Below are 12,604 nucleotides of genomic sequence, written 5' to 3'. Positions count from 1 at the left end.
GAGAAGACGCCATGGACATGCCCCTCCCTTCCCCGGATCTACTCGCCCGGTTTACGGCGATCGTCGGCGCTGCGCATGCGGTCAGCGATCCGGTGGAGCTTGCGCCGCATCTCGTCGAAAACCGCGGGCTCTATAAGGGCGCGTCCCCTCTCCTTCTCAAGCCCGGTTCGACGCAGGAAGTGTCGGCGATCCTGAAGCTTGCCAGCGAGACCGGGACGGCCGTCGTGCCGCAGACCGGCAATACGGGTCTTGTCGGTGGCCAGACGCCACGCAGCGGCGAATCCGACATCATCATCTCGCTGGAACGGATGAACCGCATCCGCGAGATCGACCAGATGGCAAACGTGATCGTTGTCGATGGCGGCGTCATCCTTGCCGAAGTGCAGAAGGCGGCGGAGGAGGTCAACCGGCTGTTTCCGCTGTCGCTCGGGTCGGAAGGCTCATGCCGGATCGGCGGCAACCTTTCCACCAATGCCGGCGGCACGGCGGTGCTTGCCTATGGCAACATGCGCCAGCTCTGCCTGGGGCTGGAAGTGGTGCTTCCGACCGGCGAGATCTGGGACGGGCTGCGCAAGCTGAAAAAGGACAATACCGGCTACGACCTGCGCGACCTGTTCATCGGCGCCGAAGGCACGCTCGGGATCATCACCGGCGCGGTGCTGAAACTCTATCCGCGGCCCGTCGGGCACCAGGTGGCGCTTGCCGGCCTCGCCTCGCCGGCCGATGCGCTCTTGCTGTTTCAAAAGGCATCGAACCTCTGCGGCACGGCGCTGACCGGGTTCGAGCTGATGCCGCGGATCGGCATCGAGTTCACGACGCGGCATATCGACGGCGTGCGCGACCCGCTGTCTCAGCCCTACCCATGGTATGCGCTGATCGACATCTCGACATCGGACGCTGCCGAAACCGCTGATACGATGGTGCAGGCGCTGCTCGAACAGGGGTTCGAGGCCGGACTGGTCATCGACGCGGTGATCGCCTCGTCGGTCGCGCAGCAGAAGGCGCTGTGGCATATGCGCGAAAGCATGTCGGATGCGCAGAAGCCCGAGGGCGGATCGATCAAGCACGACGTTTCGGTGCCGATCTCGAAGATCCCGCATTTCATGGAGGAAGCCGAGCAGGCTGTTCTCGCCGCCGTTCCCGGTGCCCGCATCTGCGCCTTCGGCCATCTCGGCGACGGCAACATCCATTACAACATCTCCCAGCCTCTCAGCAACGACATGGGAGGCAACAAGGCCGCCTTCATCGATCGCTGGCGGGAGGTGAACGCGATCGTCCACGGGATCGTGCTGGATGCCGGCGGCTCGATTTCCGCTGAACACGGGATCGGCCAGCTGAAGCGCGACGAGCTTGCGCAGATCCGCCCGCCGATCGAGATGGAGCTGATGCGGCGCATCAAACACGCCTTCGATCCGGCCGGGATCATGAACCCCGGCAAGGTCGTATCATTGCCATGAGCAAGCCGGCACCGGACCGGCCGACCATGACGATCCGCGTCGATCTGGAAAACGGCGTCCGGCTGGGGCCCGGCAAGGCGCAGCTTCTGGAACTGATCGCCGAACATGGTTCGATCCGGGCCGGCGGCGCTGCGATCGGCATGTCCTACCGGCGTGCCTGGCTGCTGGCAGACGAGATCAACCGGATGTTTCTGGAGCCCTCGATCTCGACCCGGCATGGCGGCAAGTCGGGCGGCGGTGCGGGGCTGACCGAATTCGGCCAGCAGCTTCTTGGCCGCTACAGGGATATGGAAGCAAAAAGTCGGGCTGCAGTGCAACCCGACCTCGATTGGCTTGATAGTGTGACGGACCCGCAATTCCGGGCCGCCGGTAGCGACAAGGCCGACTGAGCGATCAGCCCGCCCGGCGCATCCGTTCACCCATGCCCTGCAGAGCGCCCGGCTGACGCCCGGTGCCGCTGACGCGGAAGCTGCGGATGAGGTTGAGCAGTTCTTCCGTATCGGCAGACAGCGCCTCGGCGGAAGCCGTGGTCTCTTCGGCCATCGCGGCATTGTGCTGGGTGGCCTGGTCGAGCATGTTGAGCGACGAGGAGATCGAGCGCAGCGTCGTATCCTGTTCGGCTGCCGAATGGGCGATGCGGCCGACGATGTCGCTTGCCGACTTCACCTGATCGGAAATCCGCTTCAGGGCCTGGCCGGCCTCGCCGACGAGGCGGACGCCGTTTGCGACCTGGCCGGACGAGCGGGAGATCTGTTCCTTGATCTCCTTGGCGGCGGCGGCCGAACGCTGGGCCAGTTCGCGCACTTCCTGGGCGACGACGGCGAAGCCCTTGCCGCTTTCGCCGGCGCGGGCCGCTTCGACGCCGGCATTGAGGGCCAGAAGGTTGGTCTGGAAGGCGATCTCGTCGATGACGCCGATGATCTTGGTGATTTCTGCCGAAGACTGTTCGATGCCGCTCATGGCGCCGATGGCTTCCTCGACGACGGCGTCGCTGCGATTGGCTTCGGTGCTGACAGCCGTGACGCGCTGGGCCGCGTCGCGCGCACCGTCGGCGGTCTGGCGAACAGCGACGGTCAGTTCGTCGAGTGCGGCGGATGTTTCCTCGAGGTTGGCCGCCTGGCGTTCGGTCCGCTGCGACAGTTCGTTGGAAGCACGGCGGATTTCCTCTTTCGAGCCGCCGATATCGATACCCTTGTCGTTGACCTTGGACATCGCAGCTTCCAGATGGCCGAGCGCTTCGTCGAAGTTGTCGCGCAGGCCGGCGTAACGGGTACCGAGATCGCCGCAGCGAACCGTCAGATCACCCTTGGCGAGCTGTTCGAGCGCCGAGCCGATCGTCGAGACGACGCGGGCCTGAAGCGCTGCTTCATCGCGCTGCATGTCGAGGTTCTGCTGGCGTTCGCCGTCGAGCTCCTCCTGCTGGCGCTGCTGGCTTTCCTGCATGGCATGGCGCTCGCGCACCTTTTGCTGCAGCGCCTGGGTGGCGCGTGCCATCAGGCCGACTTCGTTTTTCATGTCCGTATGCGGGATCTGCATCGTCACGTCTTCGTCGGCCACGGCGTTCAGCGCCTGACGGATCGCACCGAGCGGACCGGAGATGTTGCGGATCACGACGAAGGCCAGCAGCGAGCCAAGGACCAGGATGACGAAGCCGAAGGACAGCGCCTTGAAGACTTCGCTGCGGATCTGCGCCTGGAGATCGTCGACGTAGACGCCGGTGACGAGAACCAGCTGCCAGGGCTCGAAGGCGAGCGCGTAGGAGCTCTTCAGGAAGCTATCGCCTTCCTGACCAGGCTTGGGACCGAGAAAATCGACGGTGCCGCCACCGGCGCGGCCGATCTTGACCAGTTCGTCACGGTACATGAAGCCCTGGCTGTCCGGCTTGCCCTTGAAACTCTGGCCGAGTCGCTTGGGATCCGGATGGACACGCATGTTCACATCGTAGTCATAGGCAAAGAGGTAGCCGTCCGGGGTGAAGGTCATGGCCGACACGGCTTCGAACGCCCGCTTCTGCGCCTCTTCGCGACCCATCGCACCGGAGGCCTCGAGAGCCTGGAAACGCTTGAAGATACCGATGCCGGATTCCACCTGCGTGCGCAGCATGCCGTAACGTTCGGCGTAGATCGCCTGGGTGGACGTGCGCAGCTGCATGTATGTGGCAGCGGCAAAGCCGGCGATCAGCAAAAGCACGAGCAGCAGCAGCTGGTGGGAGATTTTGAGATTCTTCATGGTCCGCTCACCTGTGACCGGCAGCGACCGCGCAGGCCGCACCTTGGGAAAAATGATGTTTGTGGGAGGCGGCACATTCTGCACCATGTCGTCTGCAATGATTGCAGTGCAACGACCATATGAGCGATGCATAAATAATTATTTAATCACACAATAACGCAGAAAAACGTATGGCCGCACAGTAACTGCGCGACCTTTTCTTGACTGCCTGCAACGACTTGCTGACTGTTTATTCAGCCCGTTTCAGCCTGAGGCTGAAGTCTTCGAAAGTGATCGGTTTCGCCGAGGTTTCCGCAACTTGAGGGGCTGGCGCAACAGCGCTCGTGGTGGCCTCCAGATCGATGCCATCGCGCGGCGGTGGCGCATTCTCGATCATCTCTTCGAACGAGGTGGAGGTCGGCGCTGGCACATTCGCAATGGTTTTTCCGGCATCCATCCAGGCCGGGACTTTTCCGACGAAGACGACGGGCGATCCACCGAACCATGCTTCGGTGCGGACAAGACGCTTTTCGCCGTTGATTTCGATGATCTCGGTCTTCTGTGTGCCGGGCTCGAGGACGGGAACCTTGTAGTTGGACAGATCGGGCTTTGCGGCCGGAGGCTCGCAGTCGCTGCAATGCCACGATACGATGCTCGAGGATTTCTGACTGCCATTGGTGGCGGTGACGGACGACGCCTGGGCGCCGCCGGCCAGCAGTGCTGCGGCTACCGTTGCTGCCGTGATCAGAACGCGATGCATCGCCGGACTCCCGAGTTTGGTCCGACAATCTATAGCAATGCTTCGTTTCCAACCCGTCAGGAGAATTGGTAAATTTTGAACGAAACCGCGGCTGCTGAACCGTCTCTAGCGGGTTTCGCGCTCGATGGCGCGCCAGCCGATGTCGCGACGGCAGAAGCCGTTTTCCCAGTCCACCGCGTCGACCAGCCGGTAGGCGTTTGCCTGGGCTTCCGCAACCGTTCTGCCTGTCGCGGTGACGTTGAGTACGCGGCCGCCGGTTGCGACCAGCGCGCCATCCTTCATCGCCGTGCCGGCATGGAAGATCTTCTCGCCCTCGCCTGCTGATGGCAGCGAGGCGATCGGCGTTCCCTTGTCATAGGCGGCCGGATAACCTTTCGAGGCCATGACGACGGTGAGCGCCACATCGTCGCTCCATTCCGCCTTCACCTCGTCGAGCGTGCCGGTGGCGGCGGCGTAAAGGATCTCCAGGAGATCGCTCTTCAGCCGCATCATCAGAACCTGGGTTTCCGGATCGCCAAAGCGGACATTGTATTCGATCAGTTCCGGCCCCTTGGCCGTGATCATCAGGCCTGCGAAGAACACGCCGGTGAACGGATAGCCGCTTTCCGCCATGCCGCGAATGGTCGGCTCGATGATCTCCTTCATCGTCCGCTCGACCATATCTTGCGTCATCACCGGGGCCGGCGAATAGGCGCCCATGCCGCCGGTGTTGGGGCCGGTGTCGCCATCGCCGACCCGCTTGTGATCCTGTGCGGTTGCCAATGCCAGCGCCGTCTTGCCGTCGGAGAGGCAGAAGAAGCTTGCTTCCTCGCCATCGAGATAGGCTTCGACCACGACCTCGGCACCGGCCGCACCGAAGGCGCCATCGAAACAGTCATCGATCGCGGCCAATGCTTCGTCCACGGTCATGGCGACGGTGACACCCTTGCCGGCCGCCAGACCATCGGCCTTGACGACGATCGGCGCACCCTGCGCCTCGACATAGGCCTTGGCGGCTGCGCCGTCCGTAAAGCGCTGGTAGGCGCCGGTCGGGATATTGTAGCGGGCGCAGATATCCTTGGTGAAGCCCTTGGACCCCTCGAGCTGGGCAGCCGCTGCGGATGGCCCGAAGACGGCGATGCCCTCCTGCCGGATGCGATCGGCAATGCCGGCGACCAGCGGCGCTTCCGGGCCGACGACCACGAAATCGATCGCCTCGCTGCGGCAAAATGCAATGACCGCCTCATGGTCGTCGACATCGAGCGCGACCAGTTCGGCATTTTCGGCCATGCCGGGATTGCCGGGAGCGGCAAAGAGTTTCGTCAGTTTCGGTGATTGGGCAAGCTTCCATGCCAGCGCATGTTCGCGACCGCCCGTGCCGATAAGAAGAACCTTCATCTGCCGCCCTCGATTTATCATCTGTGCTGGCGGTTAAGGCGAGGGACGGAAAAGGTCAAGTCTCGCCGGCAAAAGCGGCATTCAAGACGGCCGGTCCGGTTGCTGACGAAAACTGTCGCTGCGCAATCTCAACGTTGCTTTGAATATCACTTTGTTACGAAAGGCCAGAAATGGGACAGGCTCGTTGCGCCGCGCCGCGTCCTGCAGTTTTTCGTCGAGATAGATGATCGCCGCCTCCAGTTCTTCGGAGCCAACGGCATCGTCGGACGCCAGTATATGGGCTATTTTGCTAGGCATTCATACCTCCTTACACGCCAAATCATGTGGCAGGAGCAACTATAGGATTCTGGCACAATGCGAGAAGGTGTCATCTCTTTTTCCACCGGTTCGCGGTTACCGACCGGTAAATGACGCCCCATTCCGAGACGACTGCCTGGGTAACCTGTGAACCGTTCCGATGGTCGGTTGTCTTGCCGCAAAGTTTGACTATGGTCTCGCCTCCTATCCAACGAGGACTTGCATGGCCGTCGAAAACCGCCTTCTCGCCGCCGTGATCGCCGCGGAAATCAACGCCCGCCCGGACCAGGCCATTGCCGCAATCGGGCTTCTGGACGAAGGCGCAACCGTGCCCTTCATCGCGCGCTACCGAAAGGAAGTGACCGGCGGACTGGATGACACCCAGTTGCGCAACCTTGCCGAACGGCTGATCTATCTTCGCGAACTGGAAGCACGCCGCGCATCGATCGTCGATTCGATCAAAGGCCAGGACAAGCTGACCGACGAGCTTGCGGCCAAGATCGGCAAGGCGGTGACCAAGGCCGAACTCGAAGACCTCTATCTTCCCTTCAAGCCCAAACGCCGCACCCGCGCCGAAATCGCCCGCGAGCGCGGTCTTGGTCCGCTGGCCGATGCGATCTGGGCCGACCGCAAGCTCGATCCGGCCAAGCTGGCCGAGACATTCGTCAAGGGTGAAGTGACCGACGTGAAGGTTGCGCTGGATGGCGCGCGCGATATCGTCGCCGAAGCATTCTCGGAAAATGCCGACCTGTTGAAGCGGCTGCGCCAGCACATGCGCGACGGTGCTGTGCTGAAAGCCCGCGTGGTTGCCGGCAAGCAGGAGGCCGGCGCCAAGTTCTCCGACTATTTCGAGCATACGGAGCGCTGGGCCACCACGCCGGGACACCGTGCGCTTGCCATGCTGCGCGGCTGGAACGAGGAATTCCTGACGCTGACGATCGAGGTGGATGCAGACGACACCTCCCCGATCAAGCCGGCGCAGCGGATTATCGCGCTCGCCTTCCACATCAGCGACAAGGGTGCCGCCGACCGCTGGCTGATGGAGGTTGCCGGCTGGACGTGGCGGGTGAAGCTCTCCGTCTCGCTCTCGCTCGACCTGATGCGGGAAATGCGCGAACGCGCCGAGCAAGAGGCGATCCATGTGTTTGCCCGCAATCTGAAGGATCTGCTGCTGGCCGCTCCCGCCGGTTCGCGCGCGACGATGGGCCTCGATCCGGGCATCCGCACCGGCGTCAAGGTGGCGATCGTCGATGCCACGGGCAAGCTTCTCGAAACCACCACCGTCTACCCCTTCCCGCCCCGCAACGATGTGCGCGGCACTCAGGCGGAACTCGCAAGCCTGATCGCCAAGCACAGAATTGAGCTCATCTCGATCGGCAACGGCACCGGCAGCCGCGAGACGGAAAAGCTGGTGGCCGACATGCTGGCCAACCTGCCGGGAGCCAAACCGACCAAGGTGATCGTGTCGGAGGCCGGCGCTTCGATCTATTCGGCATCCCAGGCGGCAGCAGACGAGTTCCCCGGCCTCGACGTGTCGCTGCGCGGTGCCGTGTCGATTGCCCGCAGGCTGCAGGATCCGTTGGCGGAACTCGTCAAGATCGAGCCGAAATCGATCGGCGTCGGCCAGTACCAGCACGATGTCGATCAGAACAAGCTGTCGCGTTCGCTTGAGGCCGTGGTCGAAGACGCCGTGAATGCCGTCGGCGTCGATCTCAACATGGCATCGGCACCGCTTCTGTCACGCGTGTCGGGCCTCAGCAAATCGATTGCCGAGGCGATCGTCGCCCATCGCGACCAGAACGGTGCCTTTACCACGCGCCGGGAGCTCCTGAAGGTCGCAAGGCTTGGCAACCGCACGTTCGAACAGGCGGCCGGGTTCCTGCGCATCGTCAACGGCAAGGAGCCGCTCGATGCGTCTTCCGTGCATCCGGAAGCCTATGGGGTCGCAAAGAAGATCGTTGCCGCCTGCGGCCGCGACCTGCGTTCCCTGATGGGTGACAGCGCAGCACTCAAATCTGTCGATCCGCACCAGTTCATCGACGACACGTTCGGTCTGCCGACGATCAAGGACATTATCGCGGAACTGGAAAAGCCCGGTCGCGATCCGCGTCCGAGCTTCAAGACCGCGACCTTTGCGGACGGGATCGACGAGATCACCGATCTCAAGCCCGGCATGCAGCTGGAAGGCACTGTGACCAACGTGGCGGCGTTCGGCGCCTTCGTCGATATCGGCGTGCATCAGGACGGGCTGGTTCATGTCTCGCAGCTGGCGGACAAGTTCGTGAAAGACCCGCACGAGGTAGTGAAGGCCGGCGACGTGGTGAAGGTACGCGTCGTCGAGGTGGATGTGAAGCGCAAACGCATCGCGCTCAGCATGCGCAAGGACGGCGGCGAAGCCCCGCCTCCGGGCCCCCGCGGCGGTGATCGCGACAAGCCCGTCAATCCGAAGTTTGCAAAGACCGACAGCAAGCCATCTCAGGGCGCGTTCGGTGCAGCGCTTGCCGAAGCTATGAAGCGCCGCTGAGCCTGCGACGCCCTGGATAACCTCGAAAGCACTCCGTTGAGCACTGGCTCGACGGAGCTACTTCCAGTTGCGTTTTTTTGCGCTTGCAGTTGACTTGAAAGACGGTAGATTTTGATGATCAGCAAGGCATCCATCGTGTTCAGGAAGTGGGTCCATGACCTTGTCCCTTCACAGACTGCTTTCCAAGATCATCAGAAATGGCACTCTCATCGTCCGCGGATCTGGCGGGGAAACCTATTACGGCAGCGGCGGCGGACGGACCGTTGCAATCCGCTTTACCGATGAAGCGGCTGAAAAGGCGCTGGTTTCCGACCCGCAACTGCAGCTCGGCGAACTCTATATGGACGGCCGGATCATCGTCGAACAGGGCGACATCTACGAGTTCCTGGCGCTCATCAAGGACAACACGCTGAAGGAAGGACTGACCTTCCAGATTCTCATGCGCAGCCTTGGCAGAATAATCGCATCGCAGTTTCGCAATCGTGTCCCGATCAACCACAACCGCCGCAACGTCGCCCACCATTACGATCTCGACGAACGGTTGTTCGCGCTGTTTCTGGACGAGGACTGGCAATATTCCTGCGCCTATTTCAACCCGCCCGGTATTTCGCTGGATGAGGCCCAGATCGCCAAGAAACGTCATATCGTGGCAAAGCTTCTGGCAGAACCCGGGCACAAAGCCCTGGAGATCGGCTCCGGATGGGGCGGCATGGCGATGTATCTGGCGGAATCGTCCGGCGTCGACGTAACCGGCATCACGCTTTCCACCGAACAGCTGAAGATTTCCAAAGACCGTGCGGCACGACGCGGGCTTGCGGGCAGTGTACGCTTCGAGCTGCAGGACTATTATCACCTTCCCGCCGACCAGCGCTACAACCGGATCGTCTCGGTGGGCATGTTCGAGCATGTGGGACGGCTGAACTACCGAAAGTTCTTCAACAAGGTCACCGACGTGCTGTCCGACGACGGCGTGATGGTGCTGCACTCGATCGGCCAGCCCTACCCGGCGGTCTATAACAATCCCTGGATGGACAAATACATCTTTCCGGGTGGCTACATTCCCTCACTTTCAGAAGTTCTGCCGGCGATCGAGAAAGCGGGACTTCTGGTTTCCGACATCGAGATCCTGCCGATGCACTACGCTTATACGCTGCGGCACTGGCGCGAGTGCTTCATGGCGAACCGGGACAAGGCAATCGCGCTCTATGACGAACGCTTCGCGAGAATGTGGGAGTTCTATCTGGCCGCGTCGGAAATGGCCTTCACCCATGAGGCCTTTCACATTTTCCAGATCCAGATCGTCAAGAAGCGGACGGCCGTGCCGGACAATCGCGACTATATCTATGAGCGGGAGGCCGAGCTCCACGCATTCGAACAGGGCCGCATGCCGCTCGAGCAGATTGCAGGGTAAGGCAGGACGCGCTGAGCGGGGTCGATGCGAAAGATCATCGGCTGGCGGCGACGGCTCGCGGCGGGTCGCACCACCCTGTCCGGATCCTCCCGCTTGACGATTTCCACCGCTGCGGGCATGACTTCAAGCATGACCGACAAACCAAATTCCGATGCTTTCGGCGGCCGCGTCTCAGACGCTCCATCCGACAATTTCGTCTATCAGGTTCTGCCGCGCGCCGCTTGGCCCTACGCGCAACTGGCGCGCTGGGACCGGCCGATCGGCTGGCAGTTGCTGATGTGGCCGTGTTTCTGGTCGGCAGCGCTTGCCGCCAATGCGGCGATGGACGAGGGCATGTTCCAGCCCTGGCAGCTGATCTCGCATCTGGTGCTGTTTTTCGTCGGCGCCGTGGCGATGCGCGGCGCCGGTTGCACCTATAACGATCTGGTCGATCACGGAATCGACAATGAGGTGGCGCGCACCCGCTCGCGGCCACTGCCCTCCGGCCGGGTGTCCCGCTTCGAGGCAAAGGTCTTTCTGGCGGTTCAGGCGCTGGTCGGCCTGATCGTGCTGTTGCAGTTCAATACGTTCTCCATCCTGCTCGGCATTGCGTCGCTTCTGGTCGTCGCGATCTATCCGTTTGCCAAGCGGTTTACCGACTGGCCGCAGTTCTTTCTGGGACTGGCGTTTTCCTGGGGTGCGCTGATGGGCTGGGCCAGTGTTTTCGGCAGTCTCTCCTGGGCACCGATCTGGCTTTACGCGGCAGCCGTTGCCTGGACGATCGGTTACGACACGATCTATGCCCATCAGGACAAGGAGGACGACGCTCTGGTCGGCGTGCGCTCCACGGCAAGACTGTTCGGGGACAATACCAAGGCCTGGCTGATCGGGCTTTACGGTCTGACGCTCGTGTTTCTGCTGTTTGCCTATATCGCCGGCGACGCGGGCTTCTTCGCCTATGTCGGACTGATCGCCGCGACCGTGATGCTTGCCTGGCAGATCCTGATCATCAATATCGACAATCCCGACCAGTGCCTCAAACTGTTCAAGTTCAATACACAAGTCGGCGCCGTTCTATTCGGCGGACTGATTTTGGGCCTCATATTGTAACTAAGGAAAAGCCCGGCTGTTCGGCCGGGCTTCGCACTTTCGCGGGCGGTGGTTCTTTAGAGTACGTCTCTTAACGCCGCGCGATGATTTCCTTGCCTTCGATCTTCATGATGACACCGAGGCTGCCGGTTGCGCGGCGGACCAGGAAACGCGGGCGGCGCTCTGCGAAATAGGAGTGGCGGCGGCGCGGCTTGGTCGTGGCGGTGCGAAGATCGCCGAGGTGGTTTTCCAGCGGACGGGCAATGCCATCGGCTTCGACCATCAGCATCGGAATGCGGAACGCATCCGACCAGGTGCGCCAGTCTGCTGCGATATCGCAGAGATCGTGGGCAACGAGAAGCGGGATGCAGAGATCCGGATCGTCGTGATGCAGTTCAAGCGTGACAGTGACGTCGCCATCACCATGATCGATGGCGCGGGCAGCCACACCCTTGAAGGCGCGGGCCGGGAGAGCGAAGGAAAGCGGCAGACCGCTTTCCGGAAGGATCTTGCGCAGAACAGCTCCGCGCTCGTCGATGGTGATTGTTACATCTCCTGACGTCTCGTTCATCGCATAGGTGACCTGCTGCGGAAAACGTGACGGATCGATCCTCAATGTCGACCCTGCCCAGACGGGCTTCAGAACGGTATTCGTCATCGGTTGTGCTACCCTTGTTTTACCTGAGAGCCGTTTCCGGTGTTTCCGGCTGCGTTTCTCTGCGGGACTTATGTCCTCTGATAGGCTCACAATAAGCGGGCGCTGTTCGAGACTGCTTAAAAATCGCGGTTAAGGAAAACCTGCCGTTTTGAATGGTTAGCGAAACCGCATATGCTTTAAGTTTCTGAAGGATGAACGGGATCAAGTGTGTGCACCATCGGGACGGATCAGACCCGCGCGGTGAGACGGTCGATCTCGGTATGGGGAAACACCTCTATTCCCGCGGAGATAAGCAGCGCCGCGGTGACGCCGTTGCCGGCGTGCTTTCTCCCGGAAAACGACCCGTCATAGATCAGGCCCGAGCCGCAGGACGGGCTGCCGTCGATCAGCAGTGCATGGGTGCAACCGTTTTCCCTGGCAAAATCCAGCGCCCGGCGGGCACCGGCCACAAACTCTGCCGTCACGTCGCCGCCGGTGATTTCGAGCACGCGGGCGCGACCGGCGAGCACGTCATCTCCCGTCATGCCATTCTCGATTTCAGCTGGCGGACGCGGCACGCTCATGCCGCCGGCAAGCTCGGGACAAATCGTCACCAGCCGCCCCTCCTCCCGCCAGCGCTCGATCGCCGGATGGACGAGCGGCTTGCCCGTGCCATCGTAACGGACAGCGTGGCCGAGAAGGCAGGCGCTGATGAGGATCATCGGCTGCTTCATGCGGATGGATCGAGATGGCGGAGGGCGTCGGTCATTTCGTGCAGCATTGGGACGAAGTCTGCGAAGGGTTCGCCAAGGGTGATCTGCACGGGCTTATTCATGGGCGTTGTCCTATCGGCTCCACGCTATGA

General features: G+C 61.8%; 11 protein-coding genes. 5 read left to right on the top strand and 6 right to left on the bottom strand.

Annotation, left to right across the window (positions count from 1 at the left end; translation table 11 throughout):
* The first annotated feature begins 11 nt into the window (after positions 1–11).
* Complete coding sequence (locus IFT66_RS00640) at positions 12–1,457, top strand: FAD-binding oxidoreductase (RefSeq protein ID WP_192076517.1); 1,446 nt, start codon at positions 12–14, stop codon at positions 1,455–1,457.
* Complete coding sequence (locus IFT66_RS00635; protein WP_062453665.1) at positions 1,454–1,846, top strand: winged helix-turn-helix domain-containing protein; 393 nt, start codon at positions 1,454–1,456, stop codon at positions 1,844–1,846. Before IFT66_RS00640 ends, IFT66_RS00635 begins: the two co-directional genes overlap by 4 nt.
* A 4-nt stretch (positions 1,847–1,850) precedes the next feature.
* On the opposite strand, the gene IFT66_RS00630 is transcribed toward IFT66_RS00635, so the two are convergent.
* The 4 genes from IFT66_RS00630 to IFT66_RS00615 all read right to left on the bottom strand — a co-directional run bounded on the left by IFT66_RS00630 (position 1,851) and on the right by IFT66_RS00615 (position 6,099).
* The gene (locus IFT66_RS00630; protein ID WP_192076516.1) at positions 1,851–3,686 is read right to left on the bottom strand and encodes a methyl-accepting chemotaxis protein; all 1,836 of its coding nucleotides are present in this window, start codon (positions 3,684–3,686) and stop codon (positions 1,851–1,853) included.
* A 229-nt stretch (positions 3,687–3,915) separates the two neighbouring features.
* Positions 3,916–4,425 (bottom strand): plant virulence effector HPE1-like domain-containing protein, encoded by a 510-nt coding sequence (locus IFT66_RS00625; RefSeq protein WP_192076515.1) that lies wholly within the window; start codon positions 4,423–4,425, stop codon positions 3,916–3,918.
* Positions 4,426–4,530: 105 nt separating this feature from the next.
* Positions 4,531–5,802: a phosphoribosylamine--glycine ligase gene (gene purD / locus IFT66_RS00620; protein ID WP_192076514.1), complete on the bottom strand. Its 1,272-nt coding sequence runs from the start codon at positions 5,800–5,802 to the stop codon at positions 4,531–4,533.
* Positions 5,803–5,883: 81 nt separating this feature from the next.
* Complete coding sequence (locus tag IFT66_RS00615) at positions 5,884–6,099, bottom strand: hypothetical protein (RefSeq protein ID WP_062453668.1); 216 nt, start codon at positions 6,097–6,099, stop codon at positions 5,884–5,886.
* A gap of 223 nt (positions 6,100–6,322) precedes the next feature.
* Here IFT66_RS00615 and IFT66_RS00610 point away from each other — a divergent pair, with 223 nt between their 5' ends.
* The 3 genes from IFT66_RS00610 to ubiA all read left to right on the top strand — a co-directional run bounded on the left by IFT66_RS00610 (position 6,323) and on the right by ubiA (position 11,123).
* On the top strand, positions 6,323–8,623 hold the full coding sequence (locus tag IFT66_RS00610; protein ID WP_192076513.1) for a Tex family protein: 2,301 nt from the start codon (positions 6,323–6,325) through the stop codon (positions 8,621–8,623).
* A gap of 154 nt (positions 8,624–8,777) precedes the next feature.
* Positions 8,778–10,034: an SAM-dependent methyltransferase gene (locus tag IFT66_RS00605; RefSeq protein ID WP_192076512.1), complete on the top strand. Its 1,257-nt coding sequence runs from the start codon at positions 8,778–8,780 to the stop codon at positions 10,032–10,034.
* 129 nt (positions 10,035–10,163) lie between these two features.
* Positions 10,164–11,123, top strand: a complete 960-nt coding sequence (gene ubiA, locus IFT66_RS00600) for a 4-hydroxybenzoate octaprenyltransferase (protein ID WP_192076511.1) — start codon at positions 10,164–10,166, stop codon at positions 11,121–11,123.
* 70 nt (positions 11,124–11,193) lie between these two features.
* Here ubiA and IFT66_RS00595 read toward each other — a convergent pair whose 3' ends face one another.
* A complete protein-coding gene (locus tag IFT66_RS00595; protein ID WP_113166703.1) occupies positions 11,194–11,760 on the bottom strand; it encodes a DUF6101 family protein in 567 nt (188 codons plus the stop codon).
* A 227-nt stretch (positions 11,761–11,987) separates the two neighbouring features.
* Entirely contained in the window at positions 11,988–12,473 is a 486-nt protein-coding gene (locus tag IFT66_RS00590) for a DUF523 domain-containing protein (RefSeq protein ID WP_192076510.1), read from the bottom strand.
* Positions 12,474–12,604 lie beyond the last annotated feature (131 nt).

This window comes from Rhizobium sp. CFBP 13726 (assembly GCF_014841925.1).
In the GTDB taxonomy this organism is placed as follows: Bacteria; Pseudomonadota; Alphaproteobacteria; order Rhizobiales; family Rhizobiaceae; genus Neorhizobium; species Neorhizobium soli.
Note: the sequence above shows the minus strand (reverse complement) of the source record. Positions and strands in the feature narration are given on the sequence as shown.

Excerpts from the sequence above, each read along its gene's own strand:
- IFT66_RS00625 (WP_192076515.1), bottom strand. The coding sequence starts at position 4,425 with ATGCATCGCGTTCTGATCACGGCAGCAACGGTAGCCGCAGCACTGCTG.
- IFT66_RS00640 (WP_192076517.1), top strand. The coding sequence starts at position 12 with ATGGACATGCCCCTCCCTTCCCCGGATCTACTCGCCCGGTTTACGGCG.
- purD (WP_192076514.1), bottom strand. The coding sequence starts at position 5,802 with ATGAAGGTTCTTCTTATCGGCACGGGCGGTCGCGAACATGCGCTGGCA.
- IFT66_RS00605 (WP_192076512.1), top strand. The coding sequence starts at position 8,778 with ATGACCTTGTCCCTTCACAGACTGCTTTCCAAGATCATCAGAAATGGC.
- ubiA (WP_192076511.1), top strand. The coding sequence starts at position 10,164 with ATGACCGACAAACCAAATTCCGATGCTTTCGGCGGCCGCGTCTCAGAC.
- IFT66_RS00590 (WP_192076510.1), bottom strand. The coding sequence starts at position 12,473 with ATGAAGCAGCCGATGATCCTCATCAGCGCCTGCCTTCTCGGCCACGCT.
- IFT66_RS00635 (WP_062453665.1), top strand. The coding sequence starts at position 1,454 with ATGAGCAAGCCGGCACCGGACCGGCCGACCATGACGATCCGCGTCGAT.
- IFT66_RS00610 (WP_192076513.1), top strand. The coding sequence starts at position 6,323 with ATGGCCGTCGAAAACCGCCTTCTCGCCGCCGTGATCGCCGCGGAAATC.
- IFT66_RS00615 (WP_062453668.1), bottom strand. The coding sequence starts at position 6,099 with ATGCCTAGCAAAATAGCCCATATACTGGCGTCCGACGATGCCGTTGGC.
- IFT66_RS00630 (WP_192076516.1), bottom strand. The coding sequence starts at position 3,686 with ATGAAGAATCTCAAAATCTCCCACCAGCTGCTGCTGCTCGTGCTTTTG.
- IFT66_RS00595 (WP_113166703.1), bottom strand. The coding sequence starts at position 11,760 with ATGACGAATACCGTTCTGAAGCCCGTCTGGGCAGGGTCGACATTGAGG.